Below are 20,076 nucleotides of genomic sequence, written 5' to 3'. Positions count from 1 at the left end.
AGTCAGACAACTCCCCTCTAGTATGATTTAAAGGACGCTTGCACGGCCTTTGTAGATCGCTCCGCGTGCTGGATCTACTGTAATCTCTTCGCCTTCTTTTAATAGTGTTGTTGCGCTGTCAAGACCAACAATCACTGGAATGCCGAGGCTTAGTCCAACAACTGCTGCATGACTTGTTAAGCCGCCTTCTTCTGTGATAAGGGCAGATGCTTTTTCTAAAGCTCCCATCATATCACGATCTGTGCAGTTTGCGACTAGGATCGCACCATCGTACATTTTTTCTTCTGCTTCTTTTCCGCTTTGTGCAATGACAACCGGTCCAAATGCAGATTTACGGCCAATCCCTTGACCTTTCGCAATAATGTCACCAACAACATATACTTTCATTAAGTTCGTCGTACCTGTTTCACCAACCGGCACACCTGCTGTAATGACGATTAAATCACCGTGTCTTACATAGCCTGTTTCAATAGACTTCTCTACTGCATTCTCAAGCATTTCATCAGTAGACGTCGTTTTTGATCCGCTCTTTGCAAATACACCGAATACAAGAGATAGCTTTCTCGCAACTGATTCGTTTGCAGTAACTGCTACGATTGGTGCTTTTGGTCTATATTTTGAAATCATTCTTGCTGTATGTCCGCTTTCCGTAGGTGTCACAATGGCTGCTACATCAAGCTTCATTGCTGTATGTGCAACAGATTGACCGATCGCATCTGTAATGCTGACTTCTACTTCTTCGCTTCTGCGAGAAAGAATGGCTTTATAGTTTAGTGCTTCTTCTGAACGTGATGCAATGTTATGCATTGTTTGTACGGCTTCTACTGGATATGTTCCTGCTGCTGTTTCACCAGAAAGCATAATCGCATCTGTGCCGTCAAAAATAGCATTTGCCACGTCACTTGCTTCCGCGCGTGTTGGACGAGGGTTACGCTGCATGCTGTCCAGCATTTGAGTCGCTGTGATGACAGGCTTGCCTAAACGATTGCATTTTTTGATCAGCATTTTTTGAACAAGCGGTACTTCTTCTGCCGGGATCTCTACACCAAGATCTCCACGCGCAACCATTAAACCGTCAGATACCTCAAGGATCTCGTCGATGTTATCAACACCCTCTTGGTTTTCAATCTTAGGAATGATTTGAATATCAGCCGCATTGTTCTTTTCAAGAAGCTCACGAATTTCAAGAACATCAGAAGCTCGTCTCACAAAAGAAGCTGCGATGAAATCGACGCCTTGTTCAATTCCAAACAGAATATCATTGGCATCCTTTTCTGTAATACCAGGCAAGTTTACACTGACGCCAGGAATGTTGACACCTTTTTTGTTTTTGAGTGTGCCTGTATTCATGACTTTTGTGACGATTTCTTTGCGGTCCATGTTAATTTCTTTTACTTCTAAACCAATCAGACCATCATCTAATAGAATCGTTGAGCCTACTTCTATATCATGAATTAAATCTTCGTACGTCACACTAATTTTTTCCGTATTTCCAACAATGTCTTCCATACTCACGATAAGATCAGCACCAGCGACTAGCTCAATTGAGCCGTTTTCAACTGTACGTGTACGGATCTCTGGACCTTTTGTATCTAGAAGGATCGCAATGTCCTTGCCTAATGTTTTACCTGCTTTACGTATGTTTTCAATGCGTGCACCATGCTCTTCAAAATCTCCATGGGAGAAGTTTAGTCTGGCTACATTCATTCCTGCTTCAATCAATTCAGTCAGCTTTTCAATGCTTTCACTTGCTGGACCGATTGTACAAACGATTTTTGTCTTTCTCATTACTGTTCCTCCTAAGGTCTTCTCGTTTTATATAGAGAGCTCTTGTGAAAGTCGGTACATATTTTTATCGACTGTATGTTTTTTATCTAAGATTTCTAAAATATCGTGATGGACAAGTTCATTGCTTTGAATGCCTACACAGCGTCCGCCTTTTCCTTCAAGAAGAAGCTCGACTGCATAAGCTCCTAAACGGCTTGCCAGTACACGGTCAAACGCACTCGGAGAACCACCGCGCTGAATATGTCCTAAGACAGATACACGTGTTTCAAGGCTTGTCTCCTCTTCAATCCGCTTACCAAATTCCACACCGCTGCCTACGCCTTCTGCAACGATGATGATACTATGCTTCTTGCCGCGCTCGTGCCCTCTTCTTAACCTAGCAATAATTTCGTCCATGTCATAGTCTGCTTCAGGAATCAAAATAGATTCTGCTCCGCCCGCAAGACCTGACCAAAGAGCAATATCACCAGCATGTCTTCCCATTACTTCCACTACGTATGTACGTTCATGAGATGTGGCTGTATCACGAATTTTATCAATGGCATCAATGACAGTATTCAGTGCTGTATCAAAACCAATAGTGAAATCAGTACCTGGAATATCGTTGTCAATCGTGCCAGGGACACCTACACATGGAAAACCGAGCTCAGTTAATTTCTTTGCTCCCATAAATGACCCGTCTCCACCAATGACAACAAGTCCTTCAATACCGAATTTTTTTAAGTTTTCAATTCCTTTTTCACGACCTTCAACTGTCTTGAATTCAGGACATCTTGCCGTGTAAAGTTTTGTTCCTCCACGATGAATGATATCGCCTACTGAACCTATTTCGAGTTTCTCAATTTTACCGTTAATTAGACCTGAGTATCCATTATAAATACCGTAAACTTCAACATTATGGTAAATTGCTTTCCTTACAACTGCGCGCACAGCTGCATTCATTCCTGGGGAATCCCCACCGCTTGTTAAAACTCCTATACGCTTCATCTTTTTCACCTCAGAGACAATATGAATTAAACATACCATTTCCACTGCTTGAAAACAATCATGAGCAAATTTGGATGTTTTCAATACGAATTTCTAAAACCGTACTTATTATACAATTAAATAAACCGTTTTTAAACAAAAGTTAAGAACGTCATGAAAGCAAATCTCTCTGAAATCCGCAGAGACAAGTGCGATAAACCTTATCATATCAAGGTTTTCAGACGTTTCAAATTTTATGAAAACAAAAGAAAATTATTTTCAAATAGCGCTTACACGAGGTCGATTTTCATGAAAAAAGATGAAAAAAAATAAACGCCAGCCAAAAAGGCTGTACGTTTATTTAGTTTACCCCAATATATTGATTTTCAATCGATACTTTCCCGATTGCTTTGTATTTTTCATATCTTTGTTCGACTAGTTCTTCAGGCGTTAGTTTGAGCAAAGATGTAAGTGATTGTTTTAATGTTTTTTCCATGTAAGCTGCTTGTTGTTTCACGTCTCGATGTGCTCCACCTTGCACTTCTTTAATAACATCATCAATAATATCTAATTCTTTTAGGTCAGGAGCGGTAATTTTCATTGATTCTGCAGCTTTTTTCGCAAGTGATGAGTCCTTCCAGAGCAGTGCTGCTGCACCTTCAGGTGAAATCACTGAATACGTTGAGTTTTCTAGCATAAATAGGTGGTTTCCTACGCCTAAGCCTAGTGCGCCGCCACTTCCGCCTTCTCCAATGACAATACAGACAACTGGTACACGAAGTCCTGCCATTTCGAATAGGTTTTTCGCAATTGCTTCACTTTGTCCGCGCTCTTCAGCTGCTTTACCAGGATAAGCTCCTTTTGTATCAATAAAGCAAATGATCGGGCGATTAAATTTATCTGCTTGTTTCATCAAGCGCAGCGCTTTACGGTAGCCTTCTGGATGAGGCATTCCGAAATTACGGCGCAAATTTTCTTTTGTATCTTTACCGCGCTGATGGCCAATAACAGTGACAGGAAGCCCTTTAAACGTGGCAATTCCTCCAACGATCGCTTCATCATCACCATAAAAACGGTCACCGTGACATTCGAAAAAGTTGTCAAACAGCTCTTGAATGTAATCGAGAGTTGTTGGGCGCATCGCATGCCGAGCAATCTGCACTCTGTCCCACGGCTTTAAATTTGTATAAATGTCTGCTTCAAGCTTGCTCAGACGTGTTTCAAGGCGCTCAATTTCTGCACTTAAATCCATTTCTGAGTTTTGTGTGAACTTTTTCAGTTCATCAATTTTCGCTCGAAGTTCAATGACAGGTTTTTCAAATTCTAGTTCTCCAGCCACTCTCGTTCACCTCCTGTGCTGTGTAGCGCTAAGATTCGGCCTAGTGTTTCTTTCATTTCTGCACGATGGATCACAGCATCAAGCTGTCCATGCTTCATTAAAAATTCAGCCGTTTGGAAGTCCTCTGGCAGGTCTTCACGAATCGTTTGTTCAATGATTCTGCGGCCTGCAAAACCAATTAAAGCACCAGGTTCTGCAAAATTGTAATCACCGAGAGACGCAAAACTAGCTGATACACCGCCAGTTGTTGGGTTCGTCATCACAGAGATAATCAAACCTTGATCCTCGCTGAACAGTTTTAACGCTGAACTTGTTTTTGCCATCTGCATCAGACTGAGAATTCCCTCTTGCATTCTCGCTCCGCCAGATGCAGTAAAGATAATAAAAGGCACCTTGTCCGCTTTTGCTTTCTCGATTGCCAGTGTGATCTTTTCACCAACAACGGATCCCATGCTGCCCATACGGAACGTGGCATCCATGACAGCAATCACAGCACTTTGACCTTCAATTTCACCTTTACCTGTGACAATGGCTTCATTCAAAGATGTTTTTTCTCTGTCTTTCTCAAGCTTTTCTTCGTAGCCTGGGAAACCGAGCGGGTTTGCTGAAATGAGGTGCCCGTTAAATTCTTCAAATGTGCCTTCATCGACAAGGCTTTCAATACGCTGTTTTGCATTCATTTGCAAATGTCTGCCGCAATTCATACAAACACGTAAATTTTTATCTAGTTCTTTGGTGAGCATTATTTTTTTACATTGCGGACATTTGGTCATGATGCCTTCAGGCACATCTTGACTTGCCTGTTCAGAGGGTACAGATGCATATTTTTTCTTTTTACTGAAAATATTCTTGATTGACAAATGACTACCTCCCTTTTTGAAGGGTTTTTTCTTTACACGCACATCCACTATTATAGGACATGTCATAACTGTACCGAAACTATTGTACTTTTTTTGTCAAACGCTGTCATCCTTCATTCAATTTTTTCGTGGGGAATTGATGAGAAATGAGTATGTGTTTGGGGCGCTGAGCGGTTGATATGTTTGAATTGTGAACGTCTACAAAAAAATCTCATTCCGGATGAAAAAATTTTCGCGTTAGAGAGGAAATGGTGCACGTTTTTCCTCCAATTTCAGAAAGAACGTGCACACTTTTCCAGTTGATTATTCGCCGATAATCGTTAATTTTCTTGTTTTTTCAGCGACAGCTTCTGGGTCGACTTTGATTCTTGCAACGCCAGTTTCCATTGCTGCTTTTGCTACCGCTTTTGCCACCGCTGGTGCAACGCGTGCATCAAATGGTGCAGGGATGACATATTCAGCTGACAATTCTTCCTCTGAAACAAGAGAAGCAATCGCTTCAACAGCTGCGATTTTCATTTCTTCGTTAATGTGAGTTGCACGTACATCTAATGCTCCGCGGAAAATTCCTGGGAATGCCAGTACGTTGTTCACTTGGTTCGGGAAGTCAGAACGGCCAGTTCCTACAACACTTGCACCTGCTGCATGTGCATCTTCTGGCATGATCTCTGGATTTGGATTAGCCATAGCAAAGATGACAGGGTCTTTTGCCATTTTTCCAACCATTTCTTTTGTTAAAGCGCCTGCTACTGAAACCCCGATAAAGACGTCTGCACCTTCAATGACTTCTTCTAATGAACCTTCTTTGCGGTCTTGGTTCGTGAATTTAGCCACTTCGTTTTTCACTGCATTCATACCGTTCGGACGGCCTTCATAAATTGCGCCTTTCGTATCACACATAATGATATCACGTACACCGAAATGATAAAGAAGCTTGATAATCGCAATTCCTGCTGCTCCGGCGCCGTTTGCCACTACTTTGATTGAAGACATAGATTTTCCAGAAAGCTTCAGTGCATTCACAAGTCCTGCTACTGTCACAATCGCTGTTCCGTGCTGATCATCGTGGAAAACTGGAATGTTTGTCTCTTTTTTCAAGCGCTCTTCGATGATAAAGCAGTTAGGAGCTGCAATATCTTCAAGGTTTACACCGCCAAAAGTCGGCTCAAGAAGCTTCACTGTTTCAACGATTTTGTCTACATCGTTCGTTGCAAGCGCGATTGGGAAGGCATCTACGCCTGCAAAGCTTTTGAATAATACAGCTTTCCCTTCCATTACTGGAAGAGATGCTTCTGCGCCAATATTTCCAAGCCCTAAAACAGCGCTTCCGTCTGTGACAACAGCGACCATATTGCCTTTCATTGTATAATCATACACTTTGCTTGTGTCGTCATAAATTTCTTTACATGGTTCTGCAACACCAGGTGAATAAGCCAAGCTCAAGTCTTTCGCATTTTTCACTTGTACTTTTGATTTTGATTCGAGTTTGCCTTGATTCTCTTTGTGCATATGTAATGCTTCTTCTCTTAATGACATGTGATGAACACTCCTTCAAGTGGAAAATGATTTAATGATTTGCTAAGTTGATAAGCACATACTGGCAGTTTTAAATACACAGAATCTTTAAAATGATAACACAATAGGTGAATTTGTAAAACATATTCAGGCGATTTGTCATCATTTAATCACAACGTTTTGTTCACCGAGCAACTCTTTTAACTGGAAAATCACAGCATGATCTGCATGAACTTTGTATGCATCTGGAAGTCTCATCGTCTTTTTTTGCTTCTCATAATACAAATAGACATCTGCTTCTCCGCTGTGCATCGAGAGGACTCGTTTTACTTGCTCTAACAGCTCCTGCGAATGATTCTCTTCTTTCACCCGAATATAGACAGACTCTTTTCTCTTTGTGTCCATCTCTTCAAGCAAAGCAGCTTCTTGCACGATGATTTGGCTGCTGTCATTTCTGACATCTACTCTGCCTTCAACATAAAGCATGGTGCCCTCCTCAAGTAAAGGGGACAGCTTTCTAAATTGCTCTGGAAAGACGACGCCTTCCATTTCTCCCGTTTCATCCCCAAATGTAACAAATGCCATCGATTGTCCATTTTTTGTCCGAATCGATTTCACTTTTGTCAAAAGACCACCCATTGAGATTTTTCGCTTTATATAGGAAGAAAGTCTGATGATTTCCACTGCACCATTCTCTCTTAAGCGGTCTCGGTACGCTTGTACTGGGTGATTTGATAAATATAACCCGAGTGCCTCTTTTTCAAATTGCAGGAGGTCAACAAGCGGCATTTCTTCTATCTCCGCATATTTTGGCTTAATGGAGAAGGTTGTATCCCCAAGAAAGTCCAGCTGATCCTCTGGATTTAAAAATGACACGTGATCTAACGCAATATCTATCGATGCTAATAACGAAGCACGATTGGGATAAAATTCATCCATCGCCCCTGAAAAAATGAGCGCTTCAATCGTTTTTCGGTTGACACTCTTTGGTGATACTCTTGCGCAAAAATCAAATAAATCTTCAAACGGCTTTTCCTGTCTTGCTCTGTATATATCCTTTACAGCTGACACTCCGACATTTTTAATCGCTCTTAAGCTGTAGCGGATCTCCCCTTTTTCAACCGTAAATGGAAATTCACTCTTATTAATAGAAGGCTTCAACACAGATATCCCTTTTTCCTTCGCCTCATAGAAATATTGAGCAATTTTGTCTTCATTTCCAATTACACTCGTTAAAAGACCGCACATAAAATATAACGGATAATGCGCTTTTAAATAAGCAAGCTGAAAGCCAATCATGCTATATGCAACAGCATGGCTTCTATTAAAACCATAGTTTGCAAATTTGACGATTAAGTCATAAACGTCATTTGCAATGTTAACAGGATACTCCTTTTTTAGGCATCCTTCAACAAAATGGCTTCGCTCTTCATCAAGGACCTTTTTATCCTTCTTCGAAACAGCTCTTCTTAATAAATCTGCCTCGCCCAGCTGAAATCCAGCCATCTTCGCTGCAATCAGCATGATCTGCTCCTGATAGACGATGACGCCATATGTATCCTTTAATATGTCATACAAATCAGGATGAGGATAAGAGACCTTGACTCTGCCATGCTTTCGGTCGATAAAAAGCGGGATATTTTCCATTGGACCTGGACGATAGAGGGCATTGACCGCCACGATATCTTCTAAACTAGACGGCTTCAGCCGTCTCAGCACCTGACGCATCCCCTGTGATTCAAGCTGGAATATCCCAGTTGTATCTCCCGCAGATAACAATTCAAACGTTTTCTGATCTTCATATGAAATGTCACTAAAGTTAATGTGGACGTTTTCCTGTCTTTCAATCTGGTTTTTAATGGATTCAATTAATGTTAAGTTTCTGAGCCCTAAGAAATCCATCTTTAAAAGTCCGAGATCTTCTAAATAATTCATGGCATACTGCGTTAAATACACACCTTCATGGCCGTCTTGAATTGGAACGACCTCTGTCAGCGGCTCCTCGCTCAGCACAACGCCAGCTGCATGTGTCGAGGTGTGTCTTGGCAAGCCTTCTACCTTTAAAGCAGTTTGGAAGACCTTTCGAAGCTCTTCGGATTGCTGAAGCATCGTTTTTAATTCAGAAGATGCAGTCACCGCTTCTTTCAGCGTCGTTCCTGGCTTTGATGGAATCAGCTTGGCAAGACGGTCCGCTGCCTTTGAATCAATTCCCATCACACGTCCAACATCCCTTAAAGCAGCCTTTGCTGCAAGTGTTCCAAACGTGACAATTTGCGCTACATGCATGTCTCCGTATTTGTCTTTTACATAAGAAATGATTTCATCTCTTCTCGTGTCGGGGAAATCAATATCAATATCTGGCATGCTGATTCGCTCTGGATTTAAGAAGCGCTCAAATAAAAGACCGTGACGGATCGGATCGACATCGGTAATAAACAGAACATATGCAACAAGTGAACCCGCTGCTGATCCCCGTCCAGGGCCTGTGACAATTCCTTTGTCATGCGCATACTTCATAAAATCCCACACAATGAGAAAATAATCACTGAAATTCATTTTTTGGATAATGCTTAGCTCATATTCAAGCCTTTTGACATACATGTCATTTGAAGCAATCTTTCTTTGCTTCATCCCTTCTGCACACACTCTGCGTAAAAACTGATCTGCTGTTGATTGATCAGGAGTTGGATAGGATGGGAGTTTTGTCTGACCAAGATTTAAATCGACTTCACAGCGGTCTGCAATCTCCACCGTTCTTGTCAGCAGCTCTCGATCATCTCTATACCATTCCAACATTTCTTCAAAGGATCTGAAATGCTTTTCTCCTCGGTCTTCCTCTATCTCTGAAAGCTGTTCTCCCGCTTTAATGGCCTTTAAACACGTATAAGCCATTTTGTCTTCTCGATTGATATAGTGAACATCACCCGTCGCAACAAGAGGAATGTCTGCACTTTGTGAGACGTCCCGCAGTTTGCCAGTGAGCGATTCGTCCTGCTGAAATGGCTGAAGTGCGATATACACATGTCCCTCGCCGAATATATGCTTCAATTGTTTGGCGGCTTCACGTGCTTCTTCTACCTGATCATGCCGCAAAAGCGTTTCAATATACCCAGATGCGCCTGGTGTAATGGCAATGAGCCCGCGATGATAGCTTTTGAGCCATTTTTCTTTCAGTCCGGCTTTTGATTTTGATTTCAGCACACTGCTGATTTTGATCAGGTTTTGATAGCCTTCATTGTTTTTTGCAAGGAGTACCAAGGGATAAGCCTCTGTCTCTTGTTCATCTACGAAGACAGAAGCAGTTAAACCGATAACCGGCTTGATGCCATGTTTTTTACATTCCTTATAAAATTCAACCGTTCCATACATCACATGGTCATCGGTAAGAGCGAGCGCCTTGCAGCCAAGTTCTTTTGCTTTCAGCACAAGCTCCTTTACTTTAGCTGCACTGCTTAACAAACTGTATCCACTGTGGACCTGAAGATGAACATAAGACATGCTTAATCCACTCCTTTCGTCTAAAGTCATTCTTTCATTATAAAACGCGATGCGGTGAGAAACAAATGTTCTTTCTTTTCTCTCCGTTCATACTTGTCCAGCACACACCATATATTGAATAGAGTGAGGTGGACAAAATGGATGTGAAGGAAGCTTTTATTCCGAATTTTATCAGCTGTTATTTTATCGCCCTTGGGGTCATTTTGGGTGGTGCTATCATAGGCGGTGTTGGTGCGTATTTATCTGGTCAGCCGCCTTTATCCATTATTACTAGTCTTGCCAACCGTTTGAAAATTTGGGCGCTTGTCGCCGCTATCGGCGGAACATTTGATGCTGTTTATAGCTTTGAACGAGGCATTTTCGAAGGAAACACACGTGATATTTTCAAGCAGATTTTATTAATTATCTCTGCCATGGGCGGTGCACAAACGGGGTATCTCATTATTACGTGGCTCACCCAGGAGCATGTGTCATCATGAGGGTGCCGGAGCTGTATAAACGCCCAGGCTGGCAGCGTTTTTTTGCGGGAATGATGTTTGGTGCGATTGTAAGCTGGCTTATTTTTCTCTTTACATACGGAACCTTTCAGGAAAAGCAAGTCACACTGCTGAGAAGCCAGCAGCATCATATGGACAGTCTGAAAGAACAAATCACACTCTATCGGGAAGATTTGCATAAGTTAAATGAGGATAATAAGAAGCGGCTGCTGATCCAAAGCGTAGATGTTCATCTCGTGAATCGTGAGCAATATAAAATCCCAGAGCCAGATACGCTAAAGTTTGAAGATCAGGTCAAGGAGGATATCTCAGAAGTCATTACAAAGGATATTGAAAGTGTTTATAAAACAAAGGAATTACTAAAACGGACAGTAGAAAATAAAGAATATACCATTCGGGAAAAGGCATATCGCGCGAAAGTGACAGAGCTGACAATTTATACGAAGCTTTCGCTTGAAGTACGTATTTCATTTGCTGAATAAAGAGGTTGTGGAATTTTTATGAATTTCTGCCTTCAATGATCGCTTTTCACGCTTCATTTTTATACACTAAAAGTAGAACGAGATCTTAAATAGAAAGAGGTGAGGACAATGGAGGTTTACAGCTATCGTCAAATGGCACGAGACAAAGCAAGCCGAATCAAAGACGGCATGTGTGCTTATGCTGAGACAGAAATGATGGCTCATTTAATTAAAAAAGAATTAAAGCATCAAAATCTCCAAGCCTATGAAGATTCAACAGACATCGGCTGCTGGTTTATCCCTGTATGCAAGTAACCCTTTTCTCCATGACAAAAAAGAGAGAAGGGACTTACTATCCCTCCTCTCTTATGATGATGATTTACATACTTCTTCTAAATCACGCAAAATCTCATCTGCTACTGCCCAATCATAAATGGACGCACCGGCTGCAAGCGGGTGGCCGCCGCCATGATATTTTTTCGCAATCGTGTTAATGACGACACCTTTAGAGCGGAATCTCACACGAATCTGATCATTTTCTTCCACAAAAAAGACCCATGCCTTAATTCCTGCAATATTTCCTAATGTCCCAACAAGCTGTGAGGCCTGCTGCGCTGTTGTTTGGAACGATTCCAAAATTTCACGCTTAATGAAAACAGATGCAACTCCGTTCTCTGACAAAGAAATATGTTGAAAAATATAGCCATTTAATTTCACGACATTCAAATCTGTCTCATACAATTGATTGAAAAGATCTGAAGATGAAAATGGATATTCGATGAGTTCCCCTGCATATTTGAGTGTCTTTTTCGTTGTGTTTGGGAAAAGGAAGCGGCCTGTATCTCCTACAATGCCGGCATAGATCAATTCAGCCGCCTTTGTATTCAGCTGATATCCTTCTTCTTTCCCCTCTAAGTACAATTCATAAATCATCTCGCTCACAGAGCTTGCCTCTGTATCCACCCAAAGCAAATCACCATAAGGATCTTCATTCGGGTGATGATCGATTTTCATCAGCTTATCGCCCATTAAATAGCGCTGATCATCGATTCTTGCTTGATTGGCCGTATCACAGACAATGACAAGGGCTCCTTTATACACGTCGTCTGGTACCTCATCAAGTTCATATAAAAATGAAAGGGATGGCTCAGGCGTTCCTGTCGCATAAATATTTTTTTCTGGATAGGTGGCACGCAAGATTTCCGTAAGGCCGCACTGCGATCCATACGCGTCAGGATCTGGTCTTACATGTCTATGGATGATGATGGTGTCATATAATGATATGGTTCTAATCAGTTCTTTTTTCATAAAAACTCCTTCTCATGCGATACTCTTTTTATTATTAAATCATAATCTATCGTGACGGAAAAGTGAGGAATAGACAATTTATTCTAGTAAGCAAGCCTATTTACGTTTAAAATAGGGTTGTAACCACTTACAATGGAGGCTTGGCACATGCTTGTTTTGATTGTGTTTATTATTTGTTCTGCCATGTTTTATTTATACTACAAAGCAAAAAATGTCCGTACGAACCGGCCAGTCGAGAAAAAATTCTGGTCGGCGAAATCCAGTATGGCCCTTGGCTGCTTTGTCCTGCTCTTCGGTGTGAATCAATTATTTTTAAACCGCTCGTCACTCGCATTTGTCATCGGATTTATTTTTGTTGCTGTCGGTATCGGCAGTACGTGGGCTGGGTATAAAGCCTACAAGCATTATCTTCCGCTCTTTTTAAAGGAAGGCGAAAAAGATCACGCGTAATAAGGAAAGGGGCGACATGAGTTCGCCCTTTTATCATTATCCCCTCTCCATCAGCTGCACCATCAGCATCGCTTTACCTACGATATTCGATTGATGGTACACCTCGACTTCCAGCTTTCCAAACTTGCGTCCTACTTCTAAAATATTTGGCTTGATCTGGATTGTGGATTCCATTTGGACCGGTTTTAAAAAGTAGACAGAGAGACTCTCAACGATCAGTTCGCCCTTTTTATGAGATTTTAAGAAGCGGTTGGCTGATTCGATTAAAATTTGTGTGAACACCCCATATGAAATGTTTCCAAGCTGGTTCGTCATTTGCGGGGTGACCTCGTATTGATAAACCGCATCTGCTTTTGGTTTCTCTGTATCGGTTTCTTTAAACCCTCTTGAGACAACATCATCCAGCTTTTCTCCGACCTGTGGCTGCTTTTGAATCATTTGGAGTGCCTTGAGGACATCCTGACGGCTGATCATACCAATCAGCTTCGCATGATCATCCACAACTGGCAGCACCTCAATGCCTTCCCATACCATCATTTGTGCAGCTGAGGCGACAGATGTCTTGCCAATAACTGTCAGCGGATTTTTCGTCATCACTTTTTCAATCGGTGTGGAGCGGTCATGCCCCGCAATATCCTTTGAGGTGAGAATTCCGTGAATCTTCATTTGATCATCTGCGACCGGGAAACGGCCGTGGCCCGTTTCATAATTCTTTTCATACCATTTTTCAAGCTTATCCTCTGGTGATAAATACACCGTCCGTTCTATCGGTGTTAAAATATCTTCCACCAGCACAATCTCTTTTTTAATTAATTGGTCATAAATGGCTCTGTTTATGAGGGCCGCTACGGTGAATGTATCATAGCTTGTCGATAAAATTGGCAGCTCTAGCTCATCTGCGAGCTGAATGATTTCATCATCTGTGGAGAATCCGCCTGTGACCAGCACAGCCGCCCCTGCCTCTAATGCCTGCCTGTGGGCATTGATCCGGTTTCCGACGATGAGCAGGTTGCCAGCAGCCGTATAGCGCATCATTGCGTCCAGCTCCATCGCTCCGATGACAAATTTGTTTAAAGTTTTATGTAAGCCGGCGCGTCCTCCAAGAACCTGTCCATCAATGACATTGACCACTTCAGCATATGTCAGTTTTTCAATATTTTCTTTTTTCTTTTGTTCAATTCGAATGGTGCCGACTCGTTCAATGGTACTGACGAATCCTTTATTTTCAGCATCTTTGATGGCCCGGTAAGCGGTGCCTTCACTCACTTTCATTTCTTTCGCTATGCGCCGGACAGAGATTTTCTCTCCGACATCTAATGAATCAATATACGATAAAATTTGCTCATGCTTTGTCGCCAATCCCGTTCACCCTTTTTGTTTTCAGCGTTTTCATCTATGTTTCATTATAAGGGCAGGAGGCTTTTAATAGCAATTTGTCTTTTCTTTCGACAGATGAAGGCAAACAAAAAAGCCGGCATTTGTGTGCCAGCTTTTTTCATATGAGGATTAAATCTCGATTGATTCCCCGCTGTTTAACACATGACCGACGCCGCCATGCAGGCTGTCTGCAAATGCATGCGGATCCTGTTCAATTGGCGGGAATGTGCTGTAGTGAATCGGAACGACCTGTTTTGCCCGCAGCCATTCTGCTGCGATTCTTGCATCCTCTGGTCCCATCGTGAAGTTATCCCCAATCGGAAGGAATGCGAGCTCAATATGATTCAGCTCACCAATCAGTTTCATATCTGAAAAGAGTGCAGTGTCTCCAGCATGATAAATGGTTTTGCCCTCTGCGGTAAATAAAATACCTGATGGCATCCCTGTATACGTAATCGTCTGTGCCTCTTCATCAATGACAGCTGAACCGTGGAACGCTTGCGTGAGCTTCACTTTACCAAATTCAAACTCACGTCCGCCTCCAATAGAAAGCGGGTGCGTTTTCACCCCTTGCCAGCCTAAATACGTGGCAAGTTCGAAAGGCGCGACAACAAGTGCATCATTGTTTTTAGCGATTTCAATGGTGTCGCCGATGTGATCTCCATGCCCATGTGTCAGTAAAATGACATCCGCTTTCACATCTTGCGGTTTGATATCCGTGTGCTTATTTCCATTTAGAAATGGATCAATCCAAATATGGTATCCGTTTGTTTCAATGTGTACTACTGAATGTCCATGATATGTAGCTTTCATGTAAGTATATCCACCTTTCAAATTTTGATCTCATATCATTTATTCCCTCTATAAAAAGCTGAAAAACTTAATGCCTGTGAATCACGTTAAGACCACCTGTTGCTTCAATGACGGTTCCTGTAATGAGATCTGAACGGTCATCGCATAGAAATGAGATGATACGTCCTATATCCTCTCCAGTGCCAGACCTGCCTATCGGCGTTTCATCGTCTTTGATTTGACGGGCTTCCTCTATGGTCGATTCTTTCATGTCTCCAACGATTTTTCCTGGACACACCATATTGGCTGTGATGCCGTTTTCGGCTTCTTCAATCGCAATGGTTTTCGTCAATGATGCAAGACCCACTTTTGCCGCTCCAAAGGCTGATCTGTGCATCCAGCCTGGCGCATGGTCTGCACCTTGGAAGCCATAAGTGATAATGCGGCCAAAGCCTTGTTTTCTCATCATTGGGATGACCATTCGGAACAAATGGAATACTGCTGATAGGTTGCCTTCCATCATTTGATACCATTCATCTTCAGAGTAATCCGCTAGTTTTTTTCGTTCAAAAATATAAGGACCAGCATTGTTAATTAAGGCATCAATCCGCCCAAATCGCTCTGCTGCCAGCTCTACCATGTTTTTTAAATCTTCTTTTTTTGTCACATCACCTTGGACAAATTGAAGCTTATCTTCGTACTGCTGTAATTCTTCTTTCATCTGCCGGACAGCTTCATCATCACTTCGATAATTCACTGTCACAGAATACCCCATATTCAGTAAAGACTCGGTGACTTTTCGGCCAAGCCCTTTAGAACCCGCTGTTATTAATGCGTGTCGCACACAATCTCCTCCTAAAGCAAAGGTTGCAAGTTCACGTGTTTCTTTTGTTATCTTTACTTTACTATAAACCGGCATCTAGCGCACTTATGAACCCTTTATCGATATGAGTCAAACAGTATAGGATGATTCATCCACTTTTTCAAATCCCATGAGCCATGGATATCGAGCAGCAGAGAAACAAAACGATAGCACTCTCTCACCTCATGAAGATCACGAGGAAGCGGGCAAATCTCTTCATAGCCCAATTGAACATTGCGGGCAGCTTCTTTTGTCAAAAGGTATTCCAATGCAATAAAATCAAACGCTGCTGGTCCAAATACGACATATTCCGTATCAACTAAGCTCGCTACTTGATCATCTTTTTCAATATATTGAGACGGATCTAAATCAATTAAAATGAGACTAGCTGAATCAGGAGTCCTTAGCTTTTCAATCTTTTGCTGCACAATTTCTGCATAACAGTGAAATTCAGGCTGATCCGCGTAATATCGGTCTATGAGTTTGGATACAGCCTTTTTTAACACAGCATGGAATTCTCTCAAATGCTTCTTTTCAGCTCCGTAGACTGCACCAAAAAAGTCAGTACGATATGAATGAAGATGTGCTGATGAACGTCCCTCAAAAGATGTACAAGGTGTTCCTTCTACTTTTTCCATTACATAAAAATATCTCCCTGCCTTCTTCACTTTACGAACAACTTCTGGAATATGAAAGGAATTCGTATGAGACAGCTTTTGATTGATTTGATCGATATTCTCTTGTACAGTACGGTCATCTACTCCATAGATCATCTTGATCCCAGACACAAATTCACTTTCTTCTCTTGCAGTTTTAGGAGATTTGACTACATATTCCGTTTTATCTTGTAAGGAGATCAGCCACACGTCATTAGCCCGTCCATCATATTGTTCTCCTAACGTTTTCACTGATACGATCGGTTGATGAAACAAAGCCTCAAGCGTTTTCTTCATGGTCTGCTGTCACTCCCTCTTCTGCTTGACGACGGTATGCTTTCATTTTCTCCAATGATCATCAATCTCCTTTTTCCATGACAAAAAAACCATCCGTATAAACGAATGGTTTTTGAAATGTTATTACGCTAGGCAGGCTTTTGCTTTTTCTAAAGCGAGCAGGATTTGTTTGAATCCAGTTCCGCCTGCACTTGTTCTTTTTTCAACAGCAACATATGGATCAAGAACAGTGTAAATGTCTTGTTCAAAAAGATCGCTTGCTTCTTTGAATGTTTCAAAAGGAAGATCACTTAGATAGATACCTTTTTGAATACATGTATACACAAGCTTGCCAACGATTTCGTGTGCTTCACGGAATGGCATGCCTTTTTTCGCAAGGTAGTCTGCCACTTCTGTCGCATTTGAGAAATCTTCTTTTGTTGCCTTTTTCATGACATCTTCGTTCACTGTCATCGTTTGGATCATACCTGTGAAGATTTGCAGGCTCCCAGCGATGGTTTTCACTGTATCAAACATGCCTTCTTTATCTTCTTGCAGGTCTTTGTTATACGTAAGCGGCAAGCCTTTCATAATCGTGAGAAGCCCCATCAGGTTGCCATACACACGGCCTGTTTTCCCGCGGATTAATTCAGCCATATCCGGGTTTTTCTTCTGCGGCATCATGCTGCTGCCTGTTGCATACGTATCATCGAGTTCAATGAATTTGAATTCTTGCGAGCACCATAAAATGATTTCCTCACAAAAACGTGAGAGGTGCATCATCACAAGGCTGCTATTAGACAAAAACTCTAAAATGAAATCCCGGTCACTCACACCATCGAGGCTGTTTTCGTAAACATGGTCAAAGCCAAGCTGCTCTGCTGTATATTCACGATCAATCGGGAATGTCGTTCCTGCTAACGCTCCGCATCCAAGTGGAGACACGTTAATTCGCTTCAATGAATCTTGAAAGCGCGCTTTGTCACGCTCAAGCATCCAGAAATAGGCGAGCATATGATGGGCAAACGAAATAGGCTGTGCACGCTGCAGGTGTGTATATCCTGGAAAAATGGTTTCAACGTGCTGTTCTGCCTTTTCTACAAGCACGGTTTGAAAGGAAGAGATCAGTTCAATAATATGCTCTACTTGGTTATTCAAATATAAGTGCATATCGGTTGCGACTTGATCATTCCGGCTTCTCGCTGTGTGCAATTTGCCGCCAAGCGGACCAATCTCATCAATGAGCATTTTTTCAAGGTTTAAATGAATGTCCTCATAATCCACTGAGAATTCCAGTTCATCCGTCTCTGCCTTTTTCATGAGCGTATTCAGTCCGTCTTTGATGGCAGCGGCTTCCTCATCATCGAGGATACCGCATTTATTCAGCATACTTGCATGAGCAAGGGAGCCGGTCAGATCTTCTTTGACTAATTGTTTGTCGAAATGAATGGACGCGCCAAACTCATCGACCCATTTTTCAGGTGTTTTTTGAAATCGGCCTCCCCAAAGCTTTTTCATGCTTTAACCTGCTCCTTTTTATTCACGATGCTGTTTACTTTTGTCGGTAAGCCCCAAAGGTTAATAAATCCTACAGCTGCATCATGATCGAATTCATCTGCTTTTGTATAAGTTGCTAGATTTTCATCGTAAAGTGAATACGGTGATTTACGTCCTTCTACAATGGCATGGCCTTTAAATAGTTTCACACGTACAACACCTGTTACGTTCTGCTGTGTTTCTTGTAAGAAAGCATCTAGTGCTTCTTTAAGTGGTGAGAACCATAAACCGTTGTATATTAATTCAGCCATTTTTTGTTCAACGATTGGTTTAAAGTGTGCGACTTCTTTGACAAGCGTTAAGTCTTCAAGCTCTTTATGTGCTTTAAGAAGTGTGACAGCACCTGGGCACTCGTACACTTCACGAGATTTGATACCGACAAGACGGTTTTCAACGTGATCGATTCTGCCAACACCATGCTGACCAGCAACTTCATTTAAATGAAGGATGAGGTCAGATAATGAATACTGGATACCGTCAATCGCTGTCGGTTTTCCTTTTTCAAACGTGATTTCAATGATTTCTGGTGTGTCAGGTGTTTTTTCAAGCGGATTTGTCAGATCGTATGCACCTTCTGGCGGCGCAGCCCAAGGATCTTCTAAAATGCCACATTCGTTACTTCTGCCCCAAAGATTTTGGTCGATTGAATATGGGCTGTCTAAGTTAATCGGAATTGGAATACCGTGTTTTTGTGCATATTCGATTTCTTCATCACGAGACCATTTCCATTCACGCACTGGTGCAAGAACTTCTAGGTCTGGATTTAATGCTTTAATGGATACTTCAAAGCGAACTTGGTCGTTCCCTTTTCCAGTACATCCATGAGCGACGGCTACTGCATTTTCTTTTTCTGCCACTTCCACTAATTTTTTTGCAATAAGCGGACGGGATAGTGCAGATACTAGTGGATATTTCCCTTCATACATTGTGTGTGCTTGTAATGCAGTGAGTGCGAACTCTTCAGCAAATTCTTCTTTTGCGTCAATCATGTATGATTGAACCGCCCCAACTTGAAGTGCTTTCTGTTGAACGAATGCAAGGTCTTTTCCTTCACCTACGTCAAGGCAGCAAGCAACGACTTCGTATCCTTGCTCTTGTAACCATTTAACTGCAACAGAGGTATCAAGACCTCCGGAATATGCTAATACAACTTTTTTATTTTGTGACATGATTGAAAAGCTCCTCTCGCTTGTTTTGATTCTGTGAATGTTTTTTGCATAAAAATAAGTTTTAATTTATAAACATGCATTTAGTATGTATACACTGTAACAAGGAAAAATTGTTTTTTCAACCCCTTTATGAAAAAAACTCTGCCAAATTTTCTTGGCAGAGTCATTTTGGGCTATGTTTGATCCTTTTCAAGCTCTCGTAAGACGTGAGGAAGCTCTGGAATCACAAGTTTTGTCATGGCTAAACGAACGGCTCCGGTAGATCCCGGCGTGGCAAAGACAGCTTTTTGATTGACGACTCCTGCCGTTGCCCGGGACAAAATAGCGGCTGAACCTATGTCTTCTGTATAACTGAGCATGCGGAAGATTTCGCCAAAGCCAGGGAGCTCTTTGGAGAAAAGAGGGGTGATGGCTTCAATGGTCACATCCCTTGCGGCAATTCCTGTCCCGCCATTTAACAAGACCGCATCTATTTTCGGTTCGCTTGTTCCTTCCAGCACAGCGTCTTGAATGGCTCCAATATCATCTTTTACGATATCGTATGCAAGAACAAGATGTCCTTGTTCTTTGAGCAAATCGATCATCAGACGGCCGCTTTTGTCTGTTTCTTTCGTTCTTGTATCACTGACCGTAATGACTTTTACATAAAGCCTCTCTTTCGCCTCACGTTTATGTTCTGTCACGCTCATCTTTTGCACCGCTCCC

General features: G+C 42.0%; 18 protein-coding genes. 4 read left to right on the top strand and 14 right to left on the bottom strand.

Features of this window, described 5'->3' with window-relative positions:
- Positions 1 to 27: 27 nt before the first annotated feature.
- The 6 genes from pyk to dnaE all read right to left on the bottom strand — a co-directional run bounded on the left by pyk (position 28) and on the right by dnaE (position 9,966).
- Entirely contained in the window at positions 28 to 1,788 is a 1,761-nt protein-coding gene (pyk, locus tag MHI60_RS13235) for a pyruvate kinase (RefSeq protein ID WP_095409262.1), read from the bottom strand.
- A 27-nt stretch (positions 1,789 to 1,815) separates the two neighbouring features.
- Positions 1,816 to 2,775, bottom strand: coding sequence for a 6-phosphofructokinase (pfkA, locus tag MHI60_RS13230; RefSeq protein WP_041086887.1), 960 nt, complete (start codon positions 2,773 to 2,775; stop codon positions 1,816 to 1,818).
- Positions 2,776 to 3,115: 340 nt separating this feature from the next.
- Positions 3,116 to 4,093: an acetyl-CoA carboxylase carboxyl transferase subunit alpha gene (accA, locus tag MHI60_RS13225; protein ID WP_024424795.1), complete on the bottom strand. Its 978-nt coding sequence runs from the start codon at positions 4,091 to 4,093 to the stop codon at positions 3,116 to 3,118.
- Entirely contained in the window at positions 4,078 to 4,953 is an 876-nt protein-coding gene (accD, locus tag MHI60_RS13220; RefSeq protein WP_034279640.1) for an acetyl-CoA carboxylase, carboxyltransferase subunit beta, read from the bottom strand. Before accD ends, accA begins: the two co-directional genes overlap by 16 nt.
- A 303-nt stretch (positions 4,954 to 5,256) precedes the next feature.
- Positions 5,257 to 6,489 (bottom strand): malic enzyme-like NAD(P)-binding protein, encoded by a 1,233-nt coding sequence (locus MHI60_RS13215; protein ID WP_095409263.1) that lies wholly within the window; start codon positions 6,487 to 6,489, stop codon positions 5,257 to 5,259.
- Between the two features lie 141 nt (positions 6,490 to 6,630).
- The gene (dnaE, locus tag MHI60_RS13210) at positions 6,631 to 9,966 is read right to left on the bottom strand and encodes a DNA polymerase III subunit alpha (RefSeq protein WP_144484931.1); all 3,336 of its coding nucleotides are present in this window, start codon (positions 9,964 to 9,966) and stop codon (positions 6,631 to 6,633) included.
- 137 nt (positions 9,967 to 10,103) lie between these two features.
- Between dnaE and MHI60_RS13205 the strand changes: the two genes are divergently transcribed.
- The 3 genes from MHI60_RS13205 (at position 10,104) to MHI60_RS13195 (ending at position 11,239) form a co-directional block, all read left to right on the top strand.
- On the top strand, positions 10,104 to 10,445 hold the full coding sequence (locus tag MHI60_RS13205; RefSeq protein WP_024424798.1) for a YtrH family sporulation protein: 342 nt from the start codon (positions 10,104 to 10,106) through the stop codon (positions 10,443 to 10,445).
- Positions 10,442 to 10,945 carry a sporulation membrane protein YtrI gene (gene ytrI / locus MHI60_RS13200; RefSeq protein WP_003216226.1) on the top strand — a complete coding sequence of 168 codons (504 nt, stop codon included), beginning with the start codon at positions 10,442 to 10,444 and terminating at the stop codon, positions 10,943 to 10,945. Before MHI60_RS13205 ends, ytrI begins: the two co-directional genes overlap by 4 nt.
- A 108-nt stretch (positions 10,946 to 11,053) precedes the next feature.
- Positions 11,054 to 11,239, top strand: coding sequence for a hypothetical protein (locus MHI60_RS13195; RefSeq protein WP_003216400.1), 186 nt, complete (start codon positions 11,054 to 11,056; stop codon positions 11,237 to 11,239).
- Between the two features lie 51 nt (positions 11,240 to 11,290).
- Here MHI60_RS13195 and MHI60_RS13190 read toward each other — a convergent pair whose 3' ends face one another.
- Positions 11,291 to 12,232, bottom strand: coding sequence for a bifunctional oligoribonuclease/PAP phosphatase NrnA (locus MHI60_RS13190; RefSeq protein ID WP_024424800.1), 942 nt, complete (start codon positions 12,230 to 12,232; stop codon positions 11,291 to 11,293).
- Positions 12,233 to 12,379: 147 nt separating this feature from the next.
- Here MHI60_RS13190 and MHI60_RS13185 point away from each other — a divergent pair, with 147 nt between their 5' ends.
- Positions 12,380 to 12,682, top strand: coding sequence for a YtpI family protein (locus MHI60_RS13185; protein ID WP_003216665.1), 303 nt, complete (start codon positions 12,380 to 12,382; stop codon positions 12,680 to 12,682).
- Between the two features lie 36 nt (positions 12,683 to 12,718).
- On the opposite strand, the gene MHI60_RS13180 is transcribed toward MHI60_RS13185, so the two are convergent.
- The 7 genes from MHI60_RS13180 to MHI60_RS13150 form a co-directional block, all read right to left on the bottom strand.
- Positions 12,719 to 14,041 carry a CBS domain-containing protein gene (locus tag MHI60_RS13180; protein WP_034279630.1) on the bottom strand — a complete coding sequence of 441 codons (1,323 nt, stop codon included), beginning with the start codon at positions 14,039 to 14,041 and terminating at the stop codon, positions 12,719 to 12,721.
- Positions 14,042 to 14,188: 147 nt separating this feature from the next.
- Positions 14,189 to 14,872, bottom strand: coding sequence for a metal-dependent hydrolase (locus MHI60_RS13175; protein ID WP_048239072.1), 684 nt, complete (start codon positions 14,870 to 14,872; stop codon positions 14,189 to 14,191).
- Between the two features lie 67 nt (positions 14,873 to 14,939).
- On the bottom strand, positions 14,940 to 15,695 hold the full coding sequence (locus tag MHI60_RS13170) for an SDR family oxidoreductase (protein WP_034279624.1): 756 nt from the start codon (positions 15,693 to 15,695) through the stop codon (positions 14,940 to 14,942).
- Between the two features lie 95 nt (positions 15,696 to 15,790).
- On the bottom strand, positions 15,791 to 16,666 hold the full coding sequence (locus MHI60_RS13165; RefSeq protein WP_144484933.1) for a phosphotransferase: 876 nt from the start codon (positions 16,664 to 16,666) through the stop codon (positions 15,791 to 15,793).
- A gap of 123 nt (positions 16,667 to 16,789) precedes the next feature.
- A complete protein-coding gene (argH, locus tag MHI60_RS13160) occupies positions 16,790 to 18,163 on the bottom strand; it encodes an argininosuccinate lyase (RefSeq protein ID WP_144484935.1) in 1,374 nt (457 codons plus the stop codon).
- The gene (locus MHI60_RS13155) at positions 18,160 to 19,371 is read right to left on the bottom strand and encodes an argininosuccinate synthase (RefSeq protein WP_048239076.1); all 1,212 of its coding nucleotides are present in this window, start codon (positions 19,369 to 19,371) and stop codon (positions 18,160 to 18,162) included. Before MHI60_RS13155 ends, argH begins: the two co-directional genes overlap by 4 nt.
- A gap of 173 nt (positions 19,372 to 19,544) precedes the next feature.
- Positions 19,545 to 20,060 (bottom strand): molybdenum cofactor biosynthesis protein B, encoded by a 516-nt coding sequence (locus MHI60_RS13150; protein WP_095409390.1) that lies wholly within the window; start codon positions 20,058 to 20,060, stop codon positions 19,545 to 19,547.
- Between the last annotated feature and the right edge of the window lie 16 nt (positions 20,061 to 20,076).

The sequence above is a fragment of the Bacillus sp. FSL K6-3200 genome (assembly GCF_038630485.1).
Lineage (GTDB): Bacteria > Bacillota > Bacilli > Bacillales > Bacillaceae > Bacillus > Bacillus safensis.
This window is presented reverse-complemented; position numbering and strand designations above follow the sequence as displayed.